The sequence below is a fragment of the Streptosporangium oxazolinicum genome, from assembly GCF_039537505.1.
Taxonomy (GTDB): Bacteria; Actinomycetota; Actinomycetes; order Streptosporangiales; family Streptosporangiaceae; genus Streptosporangium; species Streptosporangium oxazolinicum.
Map to the genome: position 1 here is coordinate 498,194 of NZ_BAABAQ010000005.1, position 26,181 is coordinate 524,374.

Sequence of the window (26,181 nt, forward strand, 5' to 3'; positions counted from 1 at the left end):
TCGACACCCGGACCGCGGCCGATTCCTGAGCTCGTCCGCACATGGTCTCGAACCCCCCTCCCAAGGAGCAATGATGGGTCGAACAGGCTATTCACCGCCCCGACCACCCGCCTGGCGACGCGCACTGATCACGATGTCGAGTGCCGCCCTGGTGCTCGGACTGGCGGCCCCGACCGCCGTGCCGGCCCAGGCGCAGACCGGGTCACAGGCACAGGCCCCCGCCCCGGCCGCCAAGAAGCCCGCCGTCAACGTGCTGGTCTTCAGCGGCCAGGCCGCGCAGCAGGACGACCCGGTGCGGGCGGCCGCGACGGCGATCAGGGAACTGAGCGCGAAGAACGGGTTCTCCGTCGAGGAGGCCCAGGATCCGGCGGTCTTCACCGCCGGTAACCTGGCGCGGTTCCGCGGCGTGGTCTTCCTGTCCGCCAACGGCGTGAACCTGGACGAATCACAGCTCGCCGCCTTCCAGGCGTACATCAGGGGCGGCGGCGGGTTCGTCGGCATCCGCGACGCCGCCCGCGCGCAGGTGGACTCGACCTGGTTCACCGAACTGATCGGCACCCGTCCCGTCGGCGCCCTCCCCATCGCGGAGAAGGTGACGGAGACCGCGGCGAGCGCGGAGAACCCGCCGAACGAGACCAAGGACAAGCTTTTCGACGGGGACAACGACACCAAGTGGCTGGCCCGGACGCCGACCGGGTGGGTGCAGGGCAAGCTGGAGAAGTCCGTCGCGGTGGCGCACTACGCGCTGACGTCGGCCAACGACTCCGCCGGCCGGGACCCGAAGGACTGGACCCTCCAGGGCTCGCAGAACGGGACGACCTGGACGGATCTCGACAAGCGCAGCGGGGAGACCTTCCCCCAGCGGTTCCAGAGCAAGGAATACAAGTTCGAGAACACCACGGCGTACCAGTACTACCGGCTCAACATCACCGCGAACGGCGGTGAGCCCCTGACCCAGCTCGCCGAGCTGCGGCTGTTCGGGCCCGACTCCGCGCCTCCCCCCGTGGCGAAGGAGCAGAAGGCCGTCGTGGACATCCTCGACCGCCGGCATCCGGCGAACGAGGGACTTCCGCTCACCCTGTCGCGGACCGACAAGTGGCTGAGCTGGAACCCCAACCCGGTGGGCAAGGTCCACACGATCGCGCAGGTCGAGGAGTGGACCTACAACCCGAGCATGAACGGCAACGGCCCGTTCCACCCGGTCTCCTGGTGCCGTGACTACGACGGCGGCCGGTCCTTCTACACCGGCATGGGCGGCACCGCGGCGAGCTACACCACCGACAAGCAGTTCCGTACGCACCTCACCGGCGCCATCCGGTGGGCGACCGGCATCGTCCGGGGCGACTGCCAGGCGACCATCGCGGCCAACTACACCACGGAACGGCTGACCACGCCGAACACGCAGGGCCAGCTCGACCAGATCGGCGAGCCGCACGGCCTGACCATCGCGCCGAACGGCAAGGTGTTCTACATCGGCAAGGCGGCGTGCGCCACCGGCCCGATCGCCGACTGGAACGACCCGAAGGTGGGCCTCGGCTGCGGCACCATCCACCAGTGGGACCCGAGGACCAAGCAGGTCAAGCTGCTGACCACGCTGCCCGTGATGGGCAACCGCGGCAGCGGCGACGAGCTGGTCAAGAACGAGGAGGGCCTGGTCGGCATCACCCTCGACCCGGACTTCGCGGAGAACGGCTGGATCTACGCGTACTGGATGCCGCACGCGTCGATCGACCGGGACAGGCGCATCGGCAAGCGGACGGTCTCCCGGTTCGACTACGACTCGCGGACCCAGACGATCGACCAGAGCAGCCGCAAGGACCTCCTGCAGTGGGACACCCAGATCCACAGCTGCTGCCACGCGGGCGGAGGCATGACCTTCGACGAGGACGGCAACCTCTACATCGGCACCGGTGACAGCAACTCCTCCGGCGGATCCGGCGGTTACTCCGGGAACAACTGGACCCAGGACTACAAGGGCACCTCGTTCCAGGACGCCCGCCGTACCTCCGGCAACACCAACGACCTCAACGGCAAGATCCTCCGCATCCACCCGGAGCCCGACGGCACCTACACGGTCCCCAAGGGCAACCTGTTCACCGGCGAGGAAGAGGGCGGCGGCAAGACCCGCGCGGAGATCTGGGTGATGGGCGTCCGCAACATCGCGCGGCTGCAGTGGGACAAGAAGAACGACTGGATCACGGCCGGCTGGGTCGGTCCGGACGCCAGCGGCCCGAGCGAGACGTGGGGACCGGCGAAGTACGAGACCGTGACGGTTCTCACCTCCGCCGGCAACCAGGGCTGGCCGTACTGCATGGGCAACAAGCAGCCCTATCGCGACCGCAGCAACAGCAACGCCACCCAGCCCGCCGAGTGGTACGACTGCGACAACCTGAAGAACACCTCGCCGCGCAACACCGGCCTCGTCGACATCCCGCCGGCGCGTAACAACATGATCTGGTACTCGCCGCAGGGCGGCGGCCCGGTCTACCCCAAGCGGCAGGACGGCAGCGGTCTCCCGACGTACAAGCAGGGCGAGGAGACCCTCACCATGCCCTACCTCAAGGGCGGCGGCCAGGCGGTCATGTCGGGCCCGACCTACCAGCGCTCCCAGACCGACACCGGCAGCGGGGTCGCGTGGCCGGAGTACTGGGACAACAAGTGGTTCATCGGTGACCAGTCCAACGGCAACAACCGCATCGCCGTGACCGTGAACCCGGAGACCGCCCGTGAGGCGGGCCGGCCGGCGTTCGCCGAGGACCTGCGGAGCATCATCCCGACCGGCGGCGCCGCCAACCAGCTCCAGTCGTGGATGGACGCGAAGTTCGGTCCCGACGGCGCGCTCTACATGCTCGACTACGGCAGCGGCTTCTTCAGCCTGCACGCGAACCAGAAGCTGGTCCGCGTCACCTACAAGGGCGGCCCGGCGACGCCGAACCCGGAGGCCGCCGTGGCGCGTCCCGTCCGGCAGAACGCCGATCCCAGGACGATGACGTTCTCCAGCGCCAGGGCTGGCGGCGTGGCGTGGGAGTGGAACTTCGGCGACGGCAGCGCGCCGTCGAAGGAGGCCGACCCAACGCACACCTACGCGGGCTTCGGCACCTTCGAGGCGACGCTGAAGGTCACCTACGCCGACGGCGAGCAGGCCACCGGGAAGATCGCTGTCACGGTCGGCTGCGCCGCGCCCGACGCCCGGCCGACGGTGCAGCTGCTCGACGCCCTCACCGGCGTGCGCAACAAGGTGGCCGGCGGCGGCTGCACGATCAACGACCTGATCGACGACGAGGGCGACTGGAAGAACCGCAACCAGTTCGTCCAGCACCTCGACACCGTCGTGAAGCAGCTCCTCAAGGACGGCGTCATCACCGCCCAGGAGGCGGAGGCGCTGCGCGCCGCCGGCGCCAAGTCGGAGGTCGGCAGGGTGAGCGGGTACCAGCCCATCTTCGACGGCACGGCGTCGTCGCTGCTGGGCTGGAGCCAGGCCCCGTCCGGGCGGTTCGCCCTCCAGACGGACGGCACGATCCGCAGCTCCGGCGGTCTGGGCATGCTGTGGTACTCCGACAAGGCGTACGCGGACTTCTCGGTCCGGATGCAGTTCCGTGACAGCTCGCCCGACCCGTACCGCGCCAACAGCGGCGTCTTCGTCCGGTTCCCGGACCCGAGGACCCCGCTGGAGCAGCGTCCCGCCGGAAGCTGCGGCACGGTCGGCTCGGCGCGCACGTCACCCGCGTGGGTCGCGATCTTCTGCGGCCACGAGATCCAGATCTACGACGGCGACACGGGCGAGCCGCAGAAGACGGGTTCCGTCTACAACTTCTCGCCCAACGCCCTGAACCGGGCCGGGGTGACCCCGAAGGGCCGGTGGAACGACTACGAGGTCCGGGCGGTCGGCCAGCACTACACGATCATCCGCAACGGCACGGTGATCAGCGAGTTCGACAACACGCCGGGCAAGGCGTCGTCCCGTGCCGGTGACCCGCCCACGGACCTGCGCCAGTTCATCAGCGGGTTCATCGGGTTGCAGAACCACGGCAACAACGACGTGATCGACTTCCGCAACATCCGCGTGCGCGAACTCTAGGACGGTACGCCGGCCGGGTGCCGGGCACGGGGAGCGTTCCCCGTGCCCGGCACCCCACCCCAGCTTGGAAAGGTGCATCGACACATGCATGTCGGATCTCTACCCTCCCTCGTGGTCAGAGCCCTGCGGCGGGCGTCCGGAGCGGTGACGGCGCCGCGCCTCGCCGTGGCGCTGCTCGCCGTGGCGCTTCCCGCGCTCTTCCTGTCGTCGGTCCAGGCCGCCGCGAAGCCCCGTGCGCAGCTCACCGCCGCGCAGGCGGCGGACCAGGTGCTCACCTGGACCGCCGACAACAGCATGACCGCGTACAAGTCGACGCCGGAATCGGCGACGGCGGGCCCCGCCACCATCGTCTTCGAGAACAGCGCGGCCACCGGCAACACCACCGGTATGACGCACACGCTGACGTTCGACACCTCCACCCCCGGCTACAACCACGACGTCAGCCTCAACATCATCGCCAGCCCCTTCGACGCCGACGGCGGCCGGCACACCGCCCAGGTGAACCTCACCCCCGGCAAGTACCGCTTCTACTGCGTCATCCCCGGTCACGGCCAGATGACCGGCGAACTCGTCGTCACCGAAGGCGGGGGCGAGGACACGACCGCACCGCAGGTCTCCGCGCAGGTGGCGGGCGACCAGGACGCGAACGGCGACTACGTGGGCGCGGCGACGGTCACGGTCTCGGCGAGCGACACCGAGTCCGGTGTGGACACCGTGGAGTACGCGCTCGACGGCGGGCAGTTCGCGCCCTACTCGGCCCCGGTGTCGGTCAACCAGGTGGGCGCGCACACGGTGACCTTCCGGGCCACCGACAAGGCGGGCAACACCTCGGCGGTGGGCTCGGTGGCGTTCAAGGTGGTGGCCCCGCAGGGGGAGGACACCACCGCGCCCACGGTCACCGGCAAGGTGACCGGTGACCAGAACGCGGGCGGCGACTACGTGGGCACGGCGACGGTCACCGTCACGGCGAGCGACACCGGCTCCGGTGTGGACACCGTGGAGTACTCGATCGACGGCCAGCCGTTCGCGGCGTACACGCAGCCGCTGCCGGTCAACCAGCCCGGCGCGCACACGGTGACCTTCCGGGCCACCGACAAGGCGGGCAACACCTCGGCGGTGGGCTCGGTGGCGTTCAAGGTGGCGGCCCCGCCGGGGGAGGACACCACCCCCCCGCAGGTCTCGGCGCAGCTGTCGGGCGACCAGGACTCGGCGGGCAACTACGTCGGCGCGGCGACCGTGATGATCTCGGTGAGCGACACCGGGTCGGGGGTCGCCACGGTGGAGTACTCGCTCGACGGCGGGCCCTACATCGAGTACCCGTCCCCGGTGTCGGTCAACAAGGCGGGCGCGCACACCCTGTCGTACCGGGCCACCGACAAGGCCGGGAACACCTCGCCGGTGGCGACGCTGAGGTTCACCGTGGTGGCTCCGGAGAACGACACCACGCTGCCGCAGGTGTCGGCCGCGATCACCGGCACCCAGGACTGGGCCTGGAACTACGTCGGCTCGGCGACGGTGAAGCTGACGGCGAGCGATGTCGGCTCCGGGCTGGACACCGTGCAGTACTCGCTCGACGGTCAGCCGTTCGCGGCGTACACGCAGCCGCTGTCGGTCAACCAGCCCGGCGCGCACACCCTGTCGTACCGGGCCACCGACAAGGCCGGGAACATGGCGGTGGGCACGGCCAAGTTCATGATCGTGGAAGTCGGCGGCAAGTAGCGCCCGCCGCCGGGCAGGGGTGACGGCCACCCCTGCCCGGCGAGTTCGTCAGCCGGTGAGCGGCCCCCGTCCAAGGACGGGGGCCGCTCACGCGTCAGATCGTCGACAGGGTTTCGACGAACAGCGCGGCCTCGCGTTCCCCCATGCCGGTCTCGCCGCGTACCAGGTGGATCGCCTGCTCGGCGCGACCTGCGACCTTGAGCTCGCGCACGCGGGTGGCCAGGTCGGGGCCGGAGACCCCGGCGCCCGGGGAGACCGTGGGGTGGGAGGGCCGGAAGCGGGCCATGAGGTGGTGGCTCCACAGGTCGTGCCCCAGGGCCACGGCGTCGACGACCGTCTTGGACTCCCTCAGGCCGAGCCCGGTGTACTGGCGCAGCTCCTTGATCGCCTCGATCTTGCGCCCCTGGCGCGTCAGCCCGGTGACGGTCTCGTACACCCCCTGGGGCGTCGGCGGCATGACGGGCGCCCGGGTGCCCCTCCTGACGGCCATGACGACATCGGCGACGATCACCAGGATCACCAGGATCACCACGAGCAGCGCGGCGAGGATGAGCAGCTCCATGGGCCCGGCGTTCGGCATGCCCGCATCGTACGCCGGATCCGCACGGGTCGTGCGGGGAGTGCCTGGGAGTGCCAGGGGGAGTGCCGGGGGGTTCCGGCTCGTCCGGCGGGCGGTGGACACGACGAGCGGCGGCGGCTGTTAAATGGCAGCGTCCCAACCTGTCCACGACCACCCCGTCCCCCCTGCCGGCGACCAGGGTCCCTTCCCCGCTCACATCCCGTGGGCGGCGCGTGCGCATCAGATCGAGAGGATCGTCATGGCCGCATACCATCGAACGGGCCGGGTCACGGCCGCGCTGACCGCATGTCTCGCCACGGTGGCGCTCGCCGGGTGCGCGAGCGGCGACGCCACGGCGCCCCGGGCCGCCTCCCCCGCCCCGGCCGGTACGGGGGCGAAGACGGACGGCGGCACCGTGCCCGAGGGCCAGCCGGACGTCAACGGCGACGGCAAGGTCGTCATCGGGGTGCTGAGCCCCGGTGACATCAACGACAAGGGCTACTACCAGAGCTTCGTGGACACGGCGGAGCGGTTCGCCACCTCGAAGGGCTGGACGATCATCAAGCGCGGCGGCGTCAACACCAGCGAGGCGCTCAGCGCCGCGCGGGCGCTCTGCGGGCAGAAGGTCGACATGGTGGCCCTCGGCGCCGCGGACCTCAGGGACGCGATCCCCGCCTCCGAGGAGCCGGTGTGCGCGGACACCGCCTGGTACGTGCCCTCGTCCGACAACATCCCGCAGACCCCGAGGATCATGCTCTCCACCGACGAGGCGGACCAGAGCCTGCTGGCCGCCGGATACGCGGCGGGCCTGCTCATGAAGGAGAAGGGCGAGACCAAGGCCGGGTTCGTGACCGGCCCCGAGGTCGACTTCACCACCACGGCGGCCAGGGCCTTCAGGGCGGGCATCCGGCTGGTGGTCCCCGAGGCCACGCTGACGGTCACCTACAGCGGCGACCTCAACGACTCGGCCAAGGCCAAGGAGGCCACCCAGGCCCAGATCAGCCAGGGCGTCAAGGTCGTCTACCCCTACCTGGGCGGCGCCACCGACGCGTCGGCGGAGCTGGCCAACGCCAACGGCGTGCTCACCCTCACCCCGGGCACCGACCGGTGCGCCTCCACCCGGCCCACCTTCGACGTCTCGGTGCTCTTCAGCCCCGGAGACTACTTCGGGGCCGCGCTGGAGGAATTCGCCGAGGCGAAGCTGCGGATGGGCGTGGAGAAGGTCTGGAGGCTCGGCGTCGATCCGTTCCCCACCGTGAGGATCTGCGAACCCACCCCCGAGCAGGAGAAGAGGCTGGAGACGTTCATCGCCGACGTCGGCAGCGGGAGGATCGACCCCAAGGCGGAAGTGAAGAGGCTCGGTTCCTGAGATGGCGGAAGACGGACGGGCGAGGGAGCTCACCCCGCCACCGGTGCCCGCGCTCCGGCTGCGGGGAGTCAGCAAGAGCTACGGTCCGGTCGTCGCCTGCGACGCCGTGGACCTCGACGTGTACCGGGGCGAGATCCACGGCCTGCTCGGCGAGAACGGGGCCGGCAAGTCGACGCTCATGAAGATCCTGCTGGGACTCGTCCGGCGGGACGCCGGAACCGTCCTGCGCCACGGCGAGCCCGTCGACATCGGCAGCCCGAGGGAGGCCGCGGCGCTCGGCATCGGCATGGTGCACCAGCACTTCAGCCTGATCGACCCGCTGACGGTCTGGGAGAACGTCATCCTGGGCGACACCGGGAAGATCGACAGGGCCGCCGCCCGCGACCAGGTGCTGGAGATCTCCCGGCGCTACGGCCTGCCGGTCGACCCGCTGGCCAGGGTCGCGCGGCTCTCCGCGGGCGAGCGGCAGCGGGTCGAGCTGATCAAGTGCCTGCGCGCGGACCCGTCGGTGCTCATCCTCGACGAGCCGACGTCCGTGCTGACCCGGGCGGAGTCGGCCGAGCTGTTCGGCGTGCTGCGCCGCGTGGTCCGCTCGGAGAACCGCGCGGTCATCCTGATCAGCCACCGGCTGGACGAGATCATCGCGGCCACCGGCCGGGTGACCGTACTGCGCGGGGGGAGGGTCGTCTTCCGGAGCGCGACCGCGGAGACGGGCCCGAGGGAACTGGCCCGTCAGATGGTCGGCAGGGAGATCTCCCCGGCCACCGAGGCCGCCGCCCTCGGCCTGCCACCGGTCGAACCCTCCGGGACGTCCGGACCCCCGACCGGTGAGGCGGGATCCGGGAAAGCCGTGACGGCCGAGAGGGGGACCGAGGCCGAAACCGGGGAGTTCGGGGCGGGTGAGTTCGGGGCCGGGGAGGCGGGCGCGGAAAGGGCGGGCATCCCGGAATCCGCGACACCTACGGCACCCGCGACGTTCAGGGAATCCGCGACACCCGCGACACCCACGGGAGCCACGCCACCCACGACGCCCGCGGAAGCCACGGAAGCGGAACACACGGCACAGGCACCCGCGCTGCGGCTGCGCGGCCTCACCCTCACCGTCGACGGCGTGCCCGTCCTGTCCGATCTCGGGCTGGACGTCGCCCCCGGCGAGATCGTCGGCCTGTACGGGGTCGAGGGCAACGGCCAGTCGGACCTGGGCGACCTGCTGTCCGGGCTCGTCGTACCGGACTCCGGGTCGGTCGAGATCTCCGGCAGGCCGGTCGACCTGAACCGCTCGGGCGCGCTGCACGCCGCCGGACTCGGCATCGTGCCCGAGGACCGGCACGGCTCCGGACTGGTGCTGGACATGAGCGTCGCCGAGAACCTGGTCATGAAGTCGCTGGGCGCCGTGAGCGGCCGGGTGTTCCTCAACCGGCGGAAGACGCACGCCGTGGCCCGGCGCCTGGTGGCCGAATTCGGCATCGTCACCCCGTCGATGGACACCCCGGTACGCGACCTGTCCGGAGGCAACCGGCAGCGGGTCGTGCTCGCCCGCGAGCTCTCGGCCCGCCCGGCCGTCCTGGTCGTGGCCCAGCCCTCGTACGGGCTGGACGTGGGCGCCATCGAGGACACGTACCGGCGGCTGCGCGACGTCGCGGCCGGAGGGGTGGCGGTGCTGCTGATCTCCACCGAGCTGGGGGAGGTCATGACGCTGGCCTCCAGGATCGCGGTGATCTCGTCGGGAAGGATCACCGGCGTCCTCCCCACGGGGGAGGCCACGGCCGAGCGGCTCGGAATGCTGGTGGGCGGGATGGCCGCGTGAACGAAACCCCCCGGAACCCCGCCGGGGATCCTGCCCGGAGCTCCGCCCAGACCTCCGCCCGGAACGCGGCCGTGAATTCCGCCGGGGATCCCGCTCGGAACTCCGCCCAGACTTCCACCCGGGACGCGGCCGTGGACTCCCCCCGGAACCCCGACCGGAACTCCGACCGGGACCCGTCCGGTCGTCGCCTGCTCGCCCTCCTCGCCCGGAACCCCGGCGGGTCGGGCTGGAAGACCGGCCTGGCGACCGTCGTGGGCGTGGCCGTGGCGCTCGCCCTGTCGTCGCTGCTGATCGCCGTGACCGGCGGATCCCCCCTCGCGTCGGTGCGGGCCCTCTTCCAGGGCAGCGTGGCCGACTGGACGGCCTGGACCTCCACCCTGCTGTACGCGGCGCCGCTGCTGCTCGTCGCCGTGGGCGCGTGCGTCAGCGCCAGGTCCGGCGTGTTCAACATCGGGCAGGAGGGCCAGGTGCTCGTGGGTGCCCTCTTCGCCGCCTGGGTGGGACTGCGCCTGGCGGTCACCGGCCCGGCGCTGCTGGTGGTCGTGCTGACGGTCGCCGCGCTGGCCGGTGGCGCGTGGGCCGGTCTCAGCTCGCTGATGTACCGGCTGCGCGGCGTCAACGTCGTGGTCAGCACGCTGCTGATGACCTTCGTCGCCCAGCAACTCGTCGCGTTCGCGGTGAACACGCCGTGGCTGCTGCGGGAGACGCGGGTCGGTGACGCCGTCGTCGCGCCGCAGTCCAACCCGCTGCCGGAGAGTGCCCTGCTCGGTTCGATCGGGGAGTATCCGGATCTGCAGGTCAACGGGGGCCTGCTGATCGCGCTGGCCGGGGCCGTGGCCGTCGCGACGGCGCTCGCCCGCACCCGGTGGGGGTTCCGGCTCACCATGCTCGGACTCAACCCGCTCGCCGCCAGGCACGCGGGGGTACGCGTCGGCGCGCTGGGCGGCGCGGCGCTGGTCGTCTCCGGCGCCTTCGCCGGGCTGGCCGGGGCCGTACTGCTGACCAGCCCGGTCGGCGTCCACCGGCTGCAGCCCGGCATGGCGATGAACATCGGCTGGGACGGCCTGCTGGTCGCCCTGGTCGCCCGCAACCGGCCGGTACCGGCCGTGCTCTTCGCCCTGCTGTTCGGCGCGCTGCGCTCCGGCGGCGGTTTCCTCGCCGCGACCGGCGTGCCCCCGTTCATCGTGGACGTGGTCAAGGTCCTGCTGGTGCTGGCCTTCGTCGCCCCGCCCGCCGTCATCGCCGTGATCCGCCGTCGTGCGAGTGGCGCCCGCGCCGCGCACGCCGGGCACCGGTCCGCGCCCGTCGCCGAGGGGGCAGCCCTGTGATCACCGCGGACGACGTCTCCACCATCCTGTCCAGCGGGGTACGGCTCACCGTGCCCCTGGCCTTCGCGGCGTGCGGGGAGTATCTCGCCGAGCGGGCCGGTGCCATGAACATCTCCGTCGAGGCGATGATGCTGGGCGCGGCGTTCGGCTCGGTCGCCACGGCCAGCGCCACCGGCAGCGCCGCCACCGGGCTGGCCGCGGGCGTGCTGATCGGGCTCCTGACCGGTCTCGTCCACGGCAACCTCTCCCACCGGCTGGAGATCAACACCTTTGTGGTCGGCCTGGTGCTCAACGCCCTCGTCCTCGGGCTGACCGGCTACCTGATCACGATCAGCGACTTCGACTCCCACCAGGTGGCGCAGGTCAGCGTCCCCTGGCTGCGCGACATCCCGCTGATCGGCCCCCCGCTCTTCGTCGAGCGCTGGCCGGTCTACCTGCTGGTCGTCATCTTCCCGCTGACCTGGTGGCTGGTCGAGCGCAGCAGGTGGGGCCTGGAGCTGCGTGCGGTCGGCGAGCGGCCGCAGGCCGCCGACGTCACCGGCATCCGGGTCAACGCGCGCCGCCGCCAGGCCCTGCTGTGGTGCGGCGCGCTGGCCGGGCTGGGCGGCGCGTACCTCGCGGTCGGCGAAGTCGGCTCGTTCAACCAGAACATGACGGCCGGACGTGGGTACATCGTCATCGCGGCGGTGATTTTCGGCGGCTGGCGGCTGGGACGCACCCTGCTCGGCTGCGTGATCTTCGGCCTGGCCGACGCGATGCGCCTGGCGCTGCCCGCGCTGGGCCTGACGCTGAACTCGCAGCTGCTCATAGTGGCGCCGTACCTGCTCGCCCTGCTCGCGATGCTGCTCTTCACGAACCGGCGCCGCGAGCCGGGGGCGCTGGGACGGCCCTTCGAACGGGGCTCCACCTGAGGCCCCGGAGACCGGACGGCAACCGGACCGGCACGGAGGAAGTGGAGGATCTTCATGGGTGATCTGACCCGGGCACGGTGGACGCACGTCGCCCTGCCCACGGGCGATCTGGACAAGGCGATCGCGTTCTACACGTCGCTGACGCCGCTGGTGGTCGTCGAGCGCTTCCGGGACGCCGACGGCGAGAGCGTCTGGCTCTCCAACGACGGGCAGGCCGAGACCCCGATGGTCCTGGTGCTCGTCTCCTTCAATAAGGACAGGGGCGGGCGGCTGGGGTTGCTGACGCCGTTCGCGCACATCGGCATCGAGGTGCCCGAGCGCGCCGACGTGGAGGAGATCGCCGAGCGGGCGCGCGAGCTGGGCAACCTGCACTGGGAGCCCCGCGACATGCCCGGCCCGGTCGGCTACATCTGCGCCCTGAAGGACCCGGACGGGAACGTCGTGGAGATCTCCCACAACCAGCGGGTCTTCGCCACGGTACGCAAGCTGTGGGCGGACCCCTCCTGAACGGGGAAGCCCCTGCGGAGAGAGGGCCCGGCGCGCGGGACGCCGACACGAGCGCGGCCTGCGGGCCGGGACCTCCCCTGTGAGTAAAGTCTGGGGCCGCCGGGCCTTCCAGCCATCCTCACCATGCCTCTCACCTGGACGAATGCGCCGCAGGGTGATCCCATGGAAGGGGAGGATGGCCGGAGAACCGGCACCCTGTTGATCCGGGAGGCCCCCATGAAGGCAACCGTAGGGGACAAGCTGATCGTGGAGAGCGCCCACGACGGCGCTCCCCGCAAGATCGGATTCATCATCGAGCTGCGCAACGAGGACGGAAGCCCGCCCTACGTGGTCCGCTGGGAGGGCGACGAGCACGAGAGCCTCGTCTTCCCCGGTCCCGACGCCCACATCGTGCCGGGCGTCCGGAGGTAGGCGGGGTCTCGCGGGCCCGCCGCCCCCGGGTGCCGGTGATTCCCGGCCGTGCCGTACGGGCTACGATCACTGATGTGGAACAGCGCGAATTGGGCAGAACAGGCAGGCAGGTCGGCGTCGTCGGGCTCGGCGCGTGGCAGCTGGGGGCCGACTGGGGCGAGGTCGGCGAGGACGAGGCCCTGGCCACCCTCAACGCCGCCGTGGACGCCGGGGTCACCTTCGTCGACACCGCCGACGTGTACGGCGACGGGCGCAGCGAGCAGATCGTCTCGCAGCTGATCAAGGACAGGCCGGGGCTGACCGTGGCCACCAAGATGGGCCGCCGCGTCGCCCAGGAGCCGTCGGCCTACACCCTGGACAACTTCCGGGCATGGACCGACCGCTCCCGCGCCAACCTCGGCGTCGACACCCTCGACCTGGTGCAGCTGCACTGCCCGCCCACCCCGGTCTACGCGACGGACAGGGTCTTCGACGACCTCGACACGCTCGTCGAGGAGGGCCGCGTGGCCGCCTACGGGGTGAGCGTGGAGACCTGCGACGAGGCGCTGACCGCGATCGCCCGGCCGGGCGTGGCCACCGTGCAGATCATCCTCAACGCCTTCCGGCTCAAGCCGCTGGAGAAGGTGCTCCCGGCGGCGGCCGAGGCCGGGGTCGGCATCATCGCCCGCGTCCCGCTGGCCAGCGGCCTGCTGTCCGGCAAGTACGACGAGTCCACCGTCTTCACCGCCGACGACCACCGCACCTACAACCGGCACGGCGAGGCTTTCGACGTCGGCGAGACCTTCTCCGGGGTCGACTTCGCCACCGGCCTGGAGGCGGTCCGCCGCCTCGCCCCGCTGGTGCCGCCGAAGACCACCATGGCGCAGTTCGCGCTGCGCTGGATCATCGACCAGCCCGGCCTCTCCGTGGTCATCCCCGGTGCCCGCAACCCCGGGCAGGCACGCGCCAACGCGGCCGCCGCCGCCGTGGACCCGCTGCCCGAGACCACCCTCGCGGGCGTGCGGGAGATCTACGACGAGCTGATCCGCCCGCAGGTCCACCAGCGCTGGTAGTCCGGCGGCCCGTCAGCGGCCGGAACGGCTCGGAACAGGCCGGAAAAGGCCGGATCGGGCTGGAAAAGGCCGGATCAGCTCAGGCGGGCCAGCAGCCGCAGGCTCCGCTCCTCCAGGTGGGCCAGGCCGAGCCGCCGGTGCGTCTCGGCCGCCTCGCGGGCGTGCTCACGAGCCCGCCCGGCGCGGCCCAGCCGCGCCGCCAGCTCGGCGAGGACCAGGTGGGTGGAGCCCCACGCCGCGCTGCCCGTCCCGGCGACGATCAGCTGGTCGGCGTGCGGGGCGAGCCTGTCGTACAGCTCCCCGGGGTCGGGGACGCCGAGCCCGGCGGCGACCAGGCCCCAGACGGGGATGAGGAAGTCGGCGATCCAGTCGTCCGCGACCTCGGTGCCCCAGCGGGCGACGAGCTCGCGGGCGAGATCAGGACGGCCGGAGTCGAGGGCGGCCAGCACCGCGATCGGGCGCAGCGGCGCCAGCGACGGGTCCTCCGCCGAGGCCAGCAGCCCGTCAAGGGTCTCCGGGACCCGGCCGCGCCCCCGGTCGCAGGTGAACATCGTCAGCAGCAGCCGGAACTCCTGCCCCCAGACGCTGGAGCCGTACCCCATCTTCCCGAAACGGGTGACGAGCGACTCCGCGTCCGCCCAGCGGCCTTCGAGGGTGCGCCTGCCGGTCTGGGCGATGCGGACCATGGCCTCCAGCTCGGGGCGGCGTACCTCCTCGATCAGCCGCTCGCAGCGGGCCAGGTCGAGATCCCAGCCGCTCAGGTCACCGGCGCGCATCAGGCAGGCCATCCGGAACACCCGGGCCACCAGCTCGGTAGCGCGCGGCAGGCATGGCAGGGCCAGCATCTCCTCCGCGGCCCGCAGCCGCTCGGGGTTGCGGCCCGGCACCCAGCAGGCGAGCAGGTAGTTGTTCAGGGTCCGCGCCAGCAGCGCGGGATCGTCCAGGCCGCGGGCGATCTCCACGGCCCGCGCCGCGTGCCGCTCGCCCTCGGCGCGTCGCGGCCCGTAGTGCAGCTCCACGGCCAGAGTGCCCAGCAGCGCGGCCCGGTCGCGGTCGTCGAGCGGCCCGGCCAGCAGGTCCTCCAGCACGGCGACCATCGCGGCGTCCACCACCCCGTACGGGCGCCACAGCCACAGGGCTAGCCCGCCGGCGACGGTGATCGCGGAGATCAGGGCCTTCCTGTCGCCCAGCCGCAGGGCCAGCTCGATCGCCTCGTCCAGGTCCCTGCGGGCCGTCGTGGCGTCCCCCACCGTACGGCGGGCCTGCCCCAGCTCGGTCAGTAACGCGCACCTGGCCCTGCCGCCGTCGCCGTCGGCCGGCAGCGAGTTCAGGGCCAGCTCCCACAGCTCGACGGCCTCGGTGTACGCGAGCTGGGCCGTGGCCCGCCTGGCCGCGCGGGAGGCGTGCTCCACCGCCCTGGACGCGCCGCCGACCCTGGCGGCCGAGGCGAAGTGATGGGCCAGCGTGGCGGGCTCGGTGCCCGGCCGCGCCTCCAGGCACTCGCCCGTACGCAGGTGCAGCCGGGCCCGCGCCAGGCGGCCAAGCCCGGCCAGCAGCGCGTCACGCACCAGGGCGTGGGAGAAGCGGTAGTCGGGGCCGCCGGGCGGCTCGGCCAGCAGCCCGCTCGCCACTGCGGGCTCCAGCAGGGCCATCACCCGCTCGGCGGGGATGCCCGTGACGGCCTCCAGCACGTCGATCTCCACCTCGCGCCCGGTGACCGCCGCCGCCCGCAGCAGCTCCCGCGTCTCCTCGGGAAGCCTGGCCGCCCGGCGTTCGATGACGTCGCGCGCCCCGGCGGGCAGTCCGGCCGCCAGGCAGCCCTCGCCCTCGCTCTCGCGCAGGCGCAGCAGCTCGCCCAGGTAGAAGGGGTTGCCGCCGGTCCGCTCCAGCAGCACGCCGACCAGCCCGGGACTCTCGGGGATCCGCCGCAGGCGCAGGTACGACGACACGTCCCCGGCGCCGAACGGGACCAGCTGCACGCGCTCGGTGCCCCGCTCCCTGGAGAGCGCGCCGAGGGTGTCGCGCAGCTGCGCGGGGTGGTCGCCCGGCTCAGGCCGCAGGGTCGCCACCACGAGCACCGGGTGGCGGGCCAGCTCGCCCGCGACGAAGGCGAGCAGCCGCAGCGAGGAGGCGTCGGCCCAGTGCAGGTCCTCCAGCACCACCAGGAGCGGGCCGCCGGCGGAGGTGAGTGTCGCCACCACCCGCTCGTACAACTCGAACAGCGCGGCGTCGGGGTCGGGGCCGGGACCGTCGTCCGCCGACGCCGCCCCGCCGGGGAACGGGTCCGTCCAGCCGCACTCGCGCAGCACCTGGGTCCAGGGCCAGAACGCGGGAGCCGCGCCGTCCACGCAGCGTCCCCAGGCGACCCGGAACCCCCGGCCCGCGGCCTCGTCGGCCGAGGCCAGCGCGAGCCGGGTCTTGCCGATTCCGGCCTCCCCGGTCATCAGCAGCACCCCGCCGTCCCCGCGCCGCGCCGAGGCCAGCCGCTCGGCCACCAGGCGCAGCTGCGCCTCCCTGGCGACCAGGGTCTCACCGGCCATAAGCTCCCCGGCCGGGGTCAGGGTCCCGGCCGGGATCGGGACCGGTGCGAGCGGGGCGAGCGCGGCGAGGGGCCGCCGTTCACCGGAAGGCGGCGCGGGGACGGCCGGATGCCGCCGGTGACCGAGGTGCGGCACAGGGACGGCGGGATGCCACCGGTCACCGGGAAGCGGCGCCGGGACGGTGGAGTGCCGCCGGTGACCGGGAGGCGGGCCGGGAGCGGCACCGGAGAGCTCCAGCTCGGTGGCCTGCTCGAACACCGCCCGCTCCAGGCGCCGCAGCTGTGGCCCCGGCTCGATGCCGAGCTCGTCGGCGAGCAGGGCGCGGACCCGGCGTAGCGCGGCGAGCGCGTCGGCCTGCCGACCGGCGCGGTACAGCGCCAGCACCAGCAGCCCCCAGAGCCGCTCCCGGTAGGGGTGGGCCTCGGCGAGAGCCTCCAGATCCGGCACGCAGGCGTCGCTCTCGCCCAGCGCCAGCCGTGCCTCGAACCGGTCCTCCACGGCGGTGGCCCGCAGCTCCCGCAGCCGCGCGACGGCGGGCCGGGCGAACCCCTGACCGGTGAACTCACCCAGCGGCTCACCCCGCCACAGCCCCAGCGTCTCCTCCAGCGCTCGACGCGCCTCGCCGTGGTCACCGCGCGCCAGCGCCCTGCGGCCCTCCTCCGCGCCCGCCGCGAAGCGCGCCAGGTCGACCTGGCCGGGGGTGACGGCCAGCAGGTATCCCGGCTCGCGCGTGAGCAGCACCCTCGGCGGCGTACGCGGTCTGCGGCCGGGCTCCAGGACCCTGCGCAGGTGCGCGATATAGGACTGCAGGGTCCTCGTCGCGCCGGAGGGCGGCTCGCCCGCCCACAGTTCGTCGATCAGGCGGTCCAGCGAGACCACCCTGCCCGGCTCCAGCGCCAGCATCGCCACCAGGGCACGCTGCTTCCTGGTGCCGAGGTCGAGCGAGTGACCGGCCTGGTCGGTGACCTCCAGCGGGCCGAACAGCCGGAAGGTCAGGCTCGTCGGTGAGTCCTCTTTCGTCATGGCAGCCGGAAGCCTACGTTCTCCCACCGTCATTTTCGTGACCGGCGGATCCGGCGGCCGAGACCTGCCCGGCACGCCCCCCGCTTCGTGACCGGCGGATCCGGCGACTGAAACCTGCCCGGCACGCCCCTCCGCGCCGCGACGGCCGGAGGTCCGCGTCCGGACCTCAACTCGACCTCAGCTCGATCCCAGCCGGGCCGTCCGACAGTGGGTCCGGTAAAGGGGAAAGGGAGAAAGACAATCATGACGATCGGGAACGACCTGCGGCGCGCGGTCAGGGGGCCGGTGCTGGCGGCCGGCGACGAGGGGTTCGAGCGGGCCGGGCGGGCATGGAACCTGGCGGTCGACCAGCCGGTGCTGGCGGTGGTCGAGGCGGAGGACGCCGACGACGTGGCCGCCCTGGTCACCTGGGCCCGCCTGGCCGGGCTGAGCGTGGCCGCCCAGCCCCTGGGGCACGGCGCGAGCGGCGACGTGGAGGGCGTGATCCTGCTGCGGACCGGGCGACTGGGCGGGGTGGACGTACGGCCCGAACGGCGCACCGCGCGGGTCGGGGCGGGGGTGAGGTGGAACGAGGTGCTCGCCGCCGCCGGGCCGCACGGGCTGACCGGGCTGGCCGGCAGTTCCCCGGGGCCCAGCGTGGTGGGCTACACCCTGGGCGGGGGCCTGAGCTGGTTCGGCCGCCGTCACGGCTTCGCCGCCGACAGCGTGCGCGCCTTCGACGTGGTCGGCGCCGACGGCGCGCGGGCCACGGTCAGCGCCACGTCCGACGCCGAGCTGTTCTGGGCGCTGCGCGGCGGAGGCGGTGACTTCGCCCTGGTGACCGCCGTCGAGTTCGACCTGCACCCGGCGCCGCACCTGTACGGGGGACGCGTCCTGTGGCCCGGAGAGAGCGCCCCGCGCGTGCTGCAGGCGTTCCGGGAGATCACCGCCGACGCCCCCGAGGAGCTCAGCGTCTGGTTCGACCTGCTGCGCTTCCCCGGGGCGGCGCCCACGGTCGCCGTGGACGTGACGTTCCTGGGCGAGACGGGGGACGCCCAGGACCTGCTGCGCCGCCTGGACAAGATCGACGGAGTGATCTCCGACAGCCGGGGCCCGCTGCCGGTGGCCGAGCTGGGCTCCATCTGCGCCGAGCCCCTCGCCCCCGGAGCCGGGGTGAACCGGGGAGAACTGCTGACCGGCCTGGACGACGCGGTCGCGACGGCACTGCTGGCCGAGCCGATCGACCCGCTGCTGAGCGTGCAGATCCGCCACCTCGGCGGCGCTCTGTCCCGCCCGGCTCGGGACGGCGGCGCCTGCGGGCACCTGGCCGAACCCTACATGCTGGGCATGCTCGGCCTCGCGCCCTCACCCGAGGCCGCCGCCGCCGTACGGGCCCGCCAGGACGAGATCTCCGCGGCCCTGGTCCCGCGGACGAGCGGACGCAAGCCCTACACCTCCCTGAGTCCCGGTGAGCGGGCCGCGGCCGCGTTCCCCGTCGACGTGCTGGCCCGGCTCCGCGACCTCAAGCGCTCCCGCGACCCGCACGGCCTCATCCGCGCCAACTACCCGGTGCTGCGCTGAGCGGGCCGTCCGATCCGCCACCCGGTGCGCGCTGTTTGGTATGTGCTGTTCTGGCCGGGAACACGGGCGGCGACCTAGTGTGGAGCCGTGCAGGGACTACTGCTGCGGCTGTCGGCGCTGGACTCCGACGCGGAGAGCGCCGTCCGCGTCATCGCCTACTTCGACGCGCTGGTGCGAAACCACGCCGGCGTCCCGGTGCTGCTCCAGGCCACCGCGCGACTGACGCAGTGCCCGGTCGGACTCGTCGACGCGGTCACCGGCAGGCGGACACGGGTCGCTCCCGGCGGGGCGCCCGAGCCGTGCGAGGAGCCGCCCGGCCCGGCGATCCACCGCGGGCTCGGCTCGGCGCTCGGCGCCGTGTGGATGGAGCGCGAGGGGCCGGCGCACGGCCTCGACGAGATCGTCCTGGAGCGTTTCGCGGGCGCGGCGGAGGTCGTCCTGGAGCGGGCCGCCGCCCAGGCCCAGGCCGGAACCGACCCCGCCCTGGTGGAGCTGGTCCTGTCGGCCGACGCCGGGGAGGCCGAGCGGGCACGCGCCCTGCGGCTGCTCGGCTTCGGCCCCGCCACCCCGCTCCAGGTGCTCGCCGTCCTCGCCGACGACGATCGGGAGGGCCGCGACGGGGCCGACGTGGCCGACCGGCTGCGGGTCGCCGACCGCCATGTCCGCGCCGCCCGGCTGGGTGACACCGTGGCGCTGCTGGTCAGCCCCGCGATCGGCACCCCCGGCGAGCTACCGGGGGTGCCGGACACCTGGCGCGTCGGCGTCGGACCGGAGACACGCGGAGCCGGGGCCGCCGAATCCTGGGCGGCGGCCCGCACCGCCCTGCGTTTCACCGGCCCGCACCCGGCGGACCGGGTGGTCGACTGGGCCGGTCTCGGCGCGCTGGCCCTGTTCGCCACCCACGTGCCGGACGAGGAGATCGCCGCCCTGGCCGACGTGCGAGCCGTCGAGGAGCTCTCCCGGCGGCCGTACGGCACCGAGGCGCTGGAGGCGGTGCGCGCCCTGTGCGCCGAGGGCACGATCCGCAGGGCCGCGGCCGCCGTGCACCTGCACCACAGCTCGCTGGCCGCGCGCATCGCGCGGGCGGAGGCCGTTCTCGGCTTCTCCCTCGCCGACTCCGCGGGCAGGCTCCGGGCTCACCTGGCCATGCGGCTGGTACGCCTGAGTCCCTCCGTCAGCCAAACAGGGCCCGGCGCAGCGCGACCACCCGCTCGGCGGCGGCCCGGCGGCTGATCTCCGCCTCGGGGATCATCGCGTCGAAGCCGTGGAAGGCCCCCGGGTAGAGGTGGAACTCGGTGGAGACACCCGCCCGCACCAGCCGCAGGGCGTAGTCGAAGCACTCGTCCCTGAAGACCTCCAGCTCGCCGACGTCGATGTACGCCGGGGGCAGCCCCGACAGGTCGGCCGCCCTGGCCGGGGCCGCGTACGGGGAGACGTCGTCGCCGCCCGTCCGCTCACCCAGCAGTGACTCCCAGCCCAGGAGGTTCGCCGCCCGGTTCCACACGACCGCCTCGGCGAACTCGTGGCTGGAGGCGGTGGTGTTGCGGTCGTCCAGCATCGGGCAGATCAGGAGCTGGAACGCCAGGGCCGGGCCGCCTCGGTCGCGCGCCAGCAGCACGGTTCCCGCGGCGAGCCCGCCCCCCGCGCTGATCCCGCCCACCGCGATGCGCTCCGGGTCGATGCCCAGCTCGGCGGCGTTCTTGGCGGTCCACACCAGGCCCGCGTAGCAGTCCTCGACCGGCGCAGGGTCCGGGTTCTCCGGCGCGAGGCGGTAGTTGACCGAGACGATCACGCATCCCAGCTCGGCGACGTACTCGTTGAGGCGTGCGTCCTCCATCTCGACGTCGCCCATGATCATCCCGCCGCCGTGGATCCAGTACAGGCCGGGGAGGGCACCCTCCTGCCCGGCCGGGCGGTAGATCCGCAGCCGGACGTCGGGATCGCCGTCGGGACCCGGGACCGTCCGGTCCTCGACCGTGACCCGCTCGTCCGGAGCGAGCGGGGCCATCGCCGCACGCGCCGCGTCCATCTGGAGCCGGAGGCCGGGCAGGTCCTCCGGCCGCAGGTCGCCGAAGTCTATGGCGGGCAGGGGGGTCGCCTCCAGGGCGGCGGCCAGCCCGGGATCGATATTCGGATGAAGTGCCATGTCACTCACCTAATCAGAAGACGGGGACGCCGGTTCGCGCGATCGGCTCTTTCCATCGATCATGCGTGAGCCCGTGCCGCCTCACAACCGAAAGGTGGCCGCGATGAGGGGCCCGCCACCCGCCACCCGGCGGCCTGCCGCCCGCGCGGGCGGGACCGGTGACTCCGCTCCGACTGTGAGGCCGCCCGGACGTCACCCGGAGCGGCCCGGGACCGTGGACGGGGAGGGGGACGGACCCGCGGTGGGGAGACCGCCGAGACGGGCCGGGCAGGCGCGCGACGGCCGGTGAATTCCACATCGGCCACCGGAAATCAGCCTCGGGAAAACACCGCCGGGGAAACGCGGGTAAAACCATTGGCCTCGGAGGCCGCCTTTGCCGTTCAATGGAGAAAAGGCCGGGGCAACCGCTCCGCACCTGAGAAAGGACCGACGATGAAGCACGGCGCATCACCGGTGTGGCGAGGGAGTCTTGAGGCGTTCCCGCTGCTCGGAGGCGGTGTCCTGGTTCCCGGACGGCCAGGTGGATAACCCTCGTGAGGGAAACCATCGAGCCGCCCGAGACACCGGTCCAGGCGGCTTCTCCATTTTCGGACTATTTCCGGGGCCAGGTGAGACCGCTTCGGCCGCCGTACGCGGTGGTCCGTTTCCCGCTCTCCACAAATTCACAGCGCAGCACGTTGAACGCGAATCCGTTGAAAGGGTTCACCCCCGGGAGATCCCGGGAGACACGCCGCAGAGGCCGAATCGGTAAGGCAGCCGGCTTCCACCCGGCAGGACGGGGTTCGAACCCCCGCTGCGGCTCTGCCCTCGCAGGAGAGGGGCAATGGGACTGGGACTCGGCGAGGGGAGTGGCGACCCCCGCCCGGTCGGCAGGCCCGCGGCGCGTCCGGTACGGCCCACGCCAACCGGCCCGGACGCGTGACGGAACGTAGCTCAGCAGGAAGAGCATCCGGCCAGGGACCGGAAGGCCGCAGGTTCGAGTCCTGCCGTTCCGACGCCACGACGCCACGACGACACGACGACACAGCGCTACGGCGCTACGGCGCTACGGCGACACAGCGCCATGGCACACAAGGAACAGTGACACGGCCACGCGGCTACACAAGGAACACGAGACACGGCGTGACAAGGAGCACGGCGACGCAGGAAACACGAGACGCGGGCGACATCGTGACACCGGCGTGCCGTACGGCACGCCCGGCCGCTCTGGCCCAACGGCAGAGGCACCAGGTTCAGGACCTGGGTGATCAGGGTTCGAATCCCTGGGGCGGCACGCGACACGGCGGCGGGCACCGGCCCGCCGCCGTCGGCCGGGCGCTACTCGTTGTCGTGCCAGGGCAGCAGGACGGGTTCGGCGGGGAGGTCACCGGCGAGGAAACCGGGCAGCAGGGCCCCCAGGTTCAGGGGGAAGACCGTCTCACGGGTGGTCAGGAGGTCGTGCCGGGACCACCAGCGGTGCGCCGAGATCACCGAGCGCTCCAGCTCCTCCTGTCCCGAGGCGTCGACGGTGTGGCCGTCGACGCGCAGGAAGAAGAACGAGTCGACCGCGGAGATCCGGACGTCACCGAACCAGGTGAGGCCGGAGGAGCGGGCCACGACGGACCCCATGCGCTCTTCCGTGACGTCCAGTCCCGTCTCCTCGCGCAGCTCGCGGACCGCCGCGGCGACCAGTGTCTCGCCGTCGTCCACCCCTCCGCCCGGCGTGATCCAGTAGTGCTCGACGAGCCAGCGCGCGGGTGCCGGATAGCGGAACAGCAGGAGGCGGTCGTCGGCGTCGACCAGCAGGATCCGGGCACTGGAACGTGAGATCGGGGAGGTCACGTCCCCGATCGTAGAAGAGATCGTCCCCACCCCACGGCCCGGCCCCTCGCGCGCCGGTCCTCAGCCGGTCCTCATGATCGCGGTGGGGTCGTTGACGATCTGGTTGATCACCACGTTCGCGGCGCCCCGGGAGGCCGCGCCGAAGCCGTGGTCGGAGGCGACGAAACGGCAGCGGGCCGCGGGGCCCGCGACGACCAGGCGCTCCAGCTCCGCCTGGGCGAAGGGGAGCAGCCATCCGGCCAGGGTGGCGAAGTAACCGCCCACGACGATCACGCGCGGGTTGAAGAGGTTGACCAGGATGGAGCCGCCGAGCCCGAGCCAGCGGCCGACCTCCGCGACCGCGACCAGTGTCTGCTGGTCACCGGCGGCGAGGTCGCGGGCGATCTCGGCTACCCGCTCCTCGGGGTCGGGCACCGGCCCCGAGCCCGGTCCGTACGCCCGCTCGGGGGTCGCCATGCGCACCAGCGCGGCCAGTCCGACCTTCGTCTCCCAGCAGCCGAACCGCCCGCAGCCGCAGCGCCCGCCGCTCGGGTCGACCGGCAGGTGCCCGACCTCGCCGGAGAAGCCGTCCGCCCCGCGCAGCAGCCTGCCGTCCACGATGATGCCGCCGCCCACGCCGACCTCGCCGGTGAGGTAGACCATGTCGGCCGTACCGGCCGCGACCCCCGAGGTGTATTCGGCGAGGGCGGCGAGGTTGGCGTCGTTGTCGACCGTCACCGGCACGCGCAGCGGGCCGAGGGCGGAGGAGAGCCGGGCGGCGAGTGGCACGTCGTGCCAGTCGAGGTTGGGGGCGAAGGCCACCACCCCGTGGTCGACGTCGACCAGGCCGGGGACCGCCACCCCGATGCCCGCGGGGGTGGCCCCGGCGCGCGTCATCTCCTCGATGGCCTCGCGGGCCGTCAGGCCGAGCTCGCGGAGCGAGCGGCTGGAGCCGCTGCCCGCCGCGTCGAAGCCCAGGCGGCGGTCGACCAGGACGTTGCCCCCGAGGTCGACGCCGTGGGCGGCGACGTAGTCGACGTTGATCTCCAGCCCGAGGGCGCCGATGTGCGCGCCGTGCAGTGCCACCGCCCGCCGGGGGCGGCCGACCGCGCCCGCGTGGTCGACGCCCACCTCCTGGACCAGCCGCCGGTCGAGGAGCTCGACCATCAGGTTGGAGACGGTGGCCCGGTGCAGGCCGGTGGCCTCCGCGATGTCGGACCGGGAGGTGGAGCCGTGTTCACGCAGGTGGCGCAGGACCAGGGAGAGGTTCGTCCGGCGGAGCGAGGCGTGACCCGCGGCCTGGGGCGTGCCGCCCACCGTACGGGCCTGGTGCTGCTCCTGGATCACACGGCCACCTGGCTTTTATTTGTATCGGATAGAAATTAATTGGATTTGTAACACAGAGGTGTCCCGTCGCGCACTACGAGCCCGGTAACAACTCGGTATCTGTCGTGCACGTGACGTACATGTGTAAACGTGCGGCCGTGTTACGAAAACGTTACGCAGATTGAAACGTTTCGAACCTTGCGCCCCCGTCATAACTGAGCCTTTAATTCGGCCAGTCATGCAAATTAATTGAGGGGAGTGACGTGCACCGCAGCTGGACCGGCAGTCGCAACGGCAGTTCGACGAGTTCGAACAGGTCGGCAGGCACCCCCGCCGACCAGGCCACGGTGCGTCGGTCCAACCTGTCCCTGGTGCTGCGTCACGTCAGCGAGTACGGCCCGCGTTCCAGGTCGGTCGTCGCCATGGAGACCGGGCTGAACAAGACCACGGTCACCAGCCTCGTCAGCGAGCTGCAGGCCCGCGGCCTCCTCAAGGAGATCGGGCCGCAGCACGCGGGCGCCGTCGGCCGCCCCGGGCTCGCCCTCGCGTTGGACGGATCCGGTGTCGGCGCCCTCGGCCTTGAGGTCAACGTCGACTACATCGCCGCCTTCGCCACCGACCTGGGCGGCCGGGTGCTGATCGACCGGCGGGTGAGTTTCGACGCCATGGGGTGCGACTCCGATCGCTCCCTGATGGAGCTGGCCCGGGTGATCGGTGAGGCCATGGCCGAGCTCGACCTCCTGGAGGTCAGGGTCGCCGGGATCACCGTGGCCGTTCCCGGTCTCGTCGACACCGCCACCGGCACCGTGGACGTCGCCCCCAACCTCGGTTGGTACGGCGTCCCCGTGGCCGAGTGGCTGGTACGCGCCGGTGTTCCCCCGACCGTGCCGATCAGCGTGGACAACGACGCCAACCTCGCGGCCCTCGCCGAGTTCACCGGCGGCGTCGCCTCCGGCACGTCCGACCTCGTCTACCTCACCGGTGAGGTGGGCATCGGCGGCGGCGTGATCTCCGGAGGCCGCCTGCTGAGCGGCGCCGACGGCTTCGCGGGAGAGGTGGGCCACGTCATGGTCGACCCCTCGGGCGAGCGCTGCGGCTGCGGCCGGATCGGCTGCTGGGAGACGAAGGTCGGCCTGGCCGCGCTGGTCCGGATGGCCACCCCCGACCACGCCTACGGCATGCACGACGGAGTGATGCGCGACCCGGAGGAGCGGCTGGCCGAGATCGAGCTGCGCTGGGCCGCCGGTGACCCCCGGGTCGACCTGGCGATCGGCGAGGTGGGCCGCTGGCTCGGGCGAGGCTCGGCCACGCTGGTCAACCTCTTCAACCCGCGCGTCATCGTCATCGGCGGCTACTTCGCCAAGCTCGCCGACCGGCTCATCCCCGTGGCGCAGGCGGAGCTGAAGCGGCTGGGCGTGGAGGGATCCGTCGCCCGCTGCGACTTCGTCGCCTCCGACCTCGGCTTCGGCGCGGCCTCGCGCGGCGCCGCCGGGATCGTCACGGAGAGGGTGCTCTCCAACCCCACTGCCATCGACGTCCGCCTGGCGGCACCGGCACCCGAGAAGGAGCGCGAATGAGACGCCATACCTCGTGACGACCCGGTATCGCCCCCCAGACATCCCGTCCGTCCGACCGGAAAACCGGATTCGTGACGCCGTCGTTCACGCCGACCTCGGCGGCGCCACGCTGGTGCTGTCCGGCCCGGCCGGACGGGCGGGATCCCCTTCACTCTCTCTCAGCGAACTCATCGAAGTTCCCAGCGAAGTTCCCATCGAGATTCTGTCGTAAAGATCCACGGAGGCCCCCCATGCCGGAGCCGTCAACCGACTCGGCACCCCTCCTCGTGATGCGAGGAATCGTCAAGCAGTTCCCCGGAGTGCGCGCCCTCGACGGCGTCGACCTGGAGGTCCGCGCGGGCGAGGTGCACTGCCTGCTCGGCCAGAACGGCGCCGGGAAGTCCACTTTGATCAAGACCTTGGCGGGCGCTCACCAGCCCGACGAGGGGACGATCACGTTGAACGGTGAGGAGGTGCGGCTGTCGAGCC

Annotated in this window: 18 protein-coding genes and 3 tRNA genes; 16 read left to right on the forward strand and 5 right to left on the reverse strand. The window is 72.4% G+C overall.

Features of this window, described 5'->3' with window-relative positions:
• Positions 1-133: 133 nt before the first annotated feature.
• Both ABD817_RS17500 and ABD817_RS17505 read left to right on the forward strand, forming a co-directional pair.
• Positions 134-4,078 carry a ThuA domain-containing protein gene (locus ABD817_RS17500; protein WP_344919010.1) on the forward strand — a complete coding sequence of 1,315 codons (3,945 nt, stop codon included), beginning with the start codon at positions 134-136 and terminating at the stop codon, positions 4,076-4,078.
• Between the two features lie 84 nt (positions 4,079-4,162).
• A complete protein-coding gene (locus ABD817_RS17505) occupies positions 4,163-5,797 on the forward strand; it encodes an OmpL47-type beta-barrel domain-containing protein (protein ID WP_344919011.1) in 1,635 nt (544 codons plus the stop codon).
• 94 nt (positions 5,798-5,891) lie between these two features.
• Here ABD817_RS17505 and ABD817_RS17510 read toward each other — a convergent pair whose 3' ends face one another.
• Positions 5,892-6,377, reverse strand: coding sequence for a ribosomal protein L7/L12 (locus tag ABD817_RS17510; protein WP_344919012.1), 486 nt, complete (start codon positions 6,375-6,377; stop codon positions 5,892-5,894).
• A gap of 238 nt (positions 6,378-6,615) precedes the next feature.
• On the opposite strand from ABD817_RS17510, the gene ABD817_RS17515 reads away from it, so the two are divergent.
• The 7 genes from ABD817_RS17515 (at position 6,616) to ABD817_RS17545 (ending at position 13,741) form a co-directional block, all read left to right on the forward strand.
• Positions 6,616-7,725, forward strand: coding sequence for a BMP family ABC transporter substrate-binding protein (locus ABD817_RS17515; RefSeq protein WP_344919013.1), 1,110 nt, complete (start codon positions 6,616-6,618; stop codon positions 7,723-7,725).
• A gap of 1 nt (position 7,726) precedes the next feature.
• Positions 7,727-9,532, forward strand: a complete 1,806-nt coding sequence (locus ABD817_RS17520) for an ABC transporter ATP-binding protein (protein WP_344919014.1) — start codon at positions 7,727-7,729, stop codon at positions 9,530-9,532.
• Between the two features lie 131 nt (positions 9,533-9,663).
• Positions 9,664-10,860: an ABC transporter permease gene (locus tag ABD817_RS17525; RefSeq protein WP_344919015.1), complete on the forward strand. Its 1,197-nt coding sequence runs from the start codon at positions 9,664-9,666 to the stop codon at positions 10,858-10,860.
• Positions 10,857-11,771 carry an ABC transporter permease gene (locus tag ABD817_RS17530; RefSeq protein ID WP_344919017.1) on the forward strand — a complete coding sequence of 305 codons (915 nt, stop codon included), beginning with the start codon at positions 10,857-10,859 and terminating at the stop codon, positions 11,769-11,771. The genes ABD817_RS17525 and ABD817_RS17530 overlap by 4 nt, the downstream gene beginning before the upstream one ends.
• Before the next feature lie 54 nt (positions 11,772-11,825).
• The gene (locus ABD817_RS17535; protein ID WP_344919019.1) at positions 11,826-12,278 is read left to right on the forward strand and encodes a VOC family protein; all 453 of its coding nucleotides are present in this window, start codon (positions 11,826-11,828) and stop codon (positions 12,276-12,278) included.
• A gap of 216 nt (positions 12,279-12,494) precedes the next feature.
• Positions 12,495-12,689 carry a DUF1918 domain-containing protein gene (locus ABD817_RS17540; protein WP_344919020.1) on the forward strand — a complete coding sequence of 65 codons (195 nt, stop codon included), beginning with the start codon at positions 12,495-12,497 and terminating at the stop codon, positions 12,687-12,689.
• Positions 12,690-12,763: 74 nt separating this feature from the next.
• Entirely contained in the window at positions 12,764-13,741 is a 978-nt protein-coding gene (locus ABD817_RS17545) for an aldo/keto reductase (protein ID WP_344919021.1), read from the forward strand.
• A 74-nt stretch (positions 13,742-13,815) separates the two neighbouring features.
• On the opposite strand, the gene ABD817_RS17550 is transcribed toward ABD817_RS17545, so the two are convergent.
• Positions 13,816-17,304 (reverse strand): ATP-binding protein, encoded by a 3,489-nt coding sequence (locus tag ABD817_RS17550; protein ID WP_344919022.1) that lies wholly within the window; start codon positions 17,302-17,304, stop codon positions 13,816-13,818.
• 243 nt (positions 17,305-17,547) lie between these two features.
• Between ABD817_RS17550 and ABD817_RS17555 the strand changes: the two genes are divergently transcribed.
• The gene (locus tag ABD817_RS17555; RefSeq protein WP_344919023.1) at positions 17,548-18,864 is read left to right on the forward strand and encodes an FAD-binding oxidoreductase; all 1,317 of its coding nucleotides are present in this window, start codon (positions 17,548-17,550) and stop codon (positions 18,862-18,864) included.
• Between the two features lie 87 nt (positions 18,865-18,951).
• The gene (locus ABD817_RS17560) at positions 18,952-20,097 is read left to right on the forward strand and encodes a helix-turn-helix domain-containing protein (RefSeq protein WP_344919024.1); all 1,146 of its coding nucleotides are present in this window, start codon (positions 18,952-18,954) and stop codon (positions 20,095-20,097) included.
• On the opposite strand, the gene ABD817_RS17565 is transcribed toward ABD817_RS17560, so the two are convergent.
• Positions 20,039-21,010 (reverse strand): alpha/beta hydrolase, encoded by a 972-nt coding sequence (locus tag ABD817_RS17565; protein ID WP_344919025.1) that lies wholly within the window; start codon positions 21,008-21,010, stop codon positions 20,039-20,041. The two genes, ABD817_RS17560 and ABD817_RS17565, sit on opposite strands and share 59 nt — an antisense overlap.
• A gap of 729 nt (positions 21,011-21,739) precedes the next feature.
• Here ABD817_RS17565 and ABD817_RS17570 point away from each other — a divergent pair.
• The 3 genes from ABD817_RS17570 to ABD817_RS17580 all read left to right on the forward strand — a co-directional run bounded on the left by ABD817_RS17570 (position 21,740) and on the right by ABD817_RS17580 (position 22,283).
• Positions 21,740-21,811, forward strand: a tRNA-Gly gene (locus ABD817_RS17570).
• Between the two features lie 121 nt (positions 21,812-21,932).
• Positions 21,933-22,005 (forward strand) — tRNA-Pro (locus ABD817_RS17575).
• 205 nt (positions 22,006-22,210) lie between these two features.
• A tRNA-Leu gene (locus ABD817_RS17580) sits at positions 22,211-22,283 on the forward strand.
• A 44-nt stretch (positions 22,284-22,327) separates the two neighbouring features.
• On the opposite strand, the gene ABD817_RS17585 is transcribed toward ABD817_RS17580, so the two are convergent.
• Entirely contained in the window at positions 22,328-22,831 is a 504-nt protein-coding gene (locus tag ABD817_RS17585; protein WP_344919026.1) for an NUDIX hydrolase, read from the reverse strand.
• 60 nt (positions 22,832-22,891) lie between these two features.
• Complete coding sequence (locus tag ABD817_RS17590) at positions 22,892-24,157, reverse strand: ROK family protein (protein ID WP_344919027.1); 1,266 nt, start codon at positions 24,155-24,157, stop codon at positions 22,892-22,894.
• Positions 24,158-24,399: 242 nt separating this feature from the next.
• Between ABD817_RS17590 and ABD817_RS17595 the strand changes: the two genes are divergently transcribed.
• Both ABD817_RS17595 and ABD817_RS17600 read left to right on the forward strand, forming a co-directional pair.
• Positions 24,400-25,713 carry an ROK family protein gene (locus tag ABD817_RS17595; RefSeq protein WP_344919028.1) on the forward strand — a complete coding sequence of 438 codons (1,314 nt, stop codon included), beginning with the start codon at positions 24,400-24,402 and terminating at the stop codon, positions 25,711-25,713.
• 230 nt (positions 25,714-25,943) lie between these two features.
• On the forward strand, positions 25,944-26,181 hold a 238-nt coding region (locus ABD817_RS17600), incomplete at its 3' end, for an ATP-binding cassette domain-containing protein (protein WP_344919030.1).

Coding starts and splice junctions, on each gene's coding strand:
- ABD817_RS17500 (WP_344919010.1), top strand. CDS start 134: ATGTCGAGTGCCGCCCTGGTGCTCGGACTGGCGGCCCCGACCGCCGTG.
- ABD817_RS17505 (WP_344919011.1), top strand. CDS start 4,163: ATGCATGTCGGATCTCTACCCTCCCTCGTGGTCAGAGCCCTGCGGCGG.
- ABD817_RS17510 (WP_344919012.1), bottom strand. CDS start 6,377: ATGCCGAACGCCGGGCCCATGGAGCTGCTCATCCTCGCCGCGCTGCTC.
- ABD817_RS17515 (WP_344919013.1), top strand. CDS start 6,616: ATGGCCGCATACCATCGAACGGGCCGGGTCACGGCCGCGCTGACCGCA.
- ABD817_RS17520 (WP_344919014.1), top strand. CDS start 7,727: ATGGCGGAAGACGGACGGGCGAGGGAGCTCACCCCGCCACCGGTGCCC.
- ABD817_RS17535 (WP_344919019.1), top strand. CDS start 11,826: ATGGGTGATCTGACCCGGGCACGGTGGACGCACGTCGCCCTGCCCACG.
- ABD817_RS17540 (WP_344919020.1), top strand. CDS start 12,495: ATGAAGGCAACCGTAGGGGACAAGCTGATCGTGGAGAGCGCCCACGAC.
- ABD817_RS17550 (WP_344919022.1), bottom strand. CDS start 17,304: ATGACGAAAGAGGACTCACCGACGAGCCTGACCTTCCGGCTGTTCGGC.
- ABD817_RS17555 (WP_344919023.1), top strand. CDS start 17,548: ATGACGATCGGGAACGACCTGCGGCGCGCGGTCAGGGGGCCGGTGCTG.
- ABD817_RS17565 (WP_344919025.1), bottom strand. CDS start 21,010: ATGGCACTTCATCCGAATATCGATCCCGGGCTGGCCGCCGCCCTGGAG.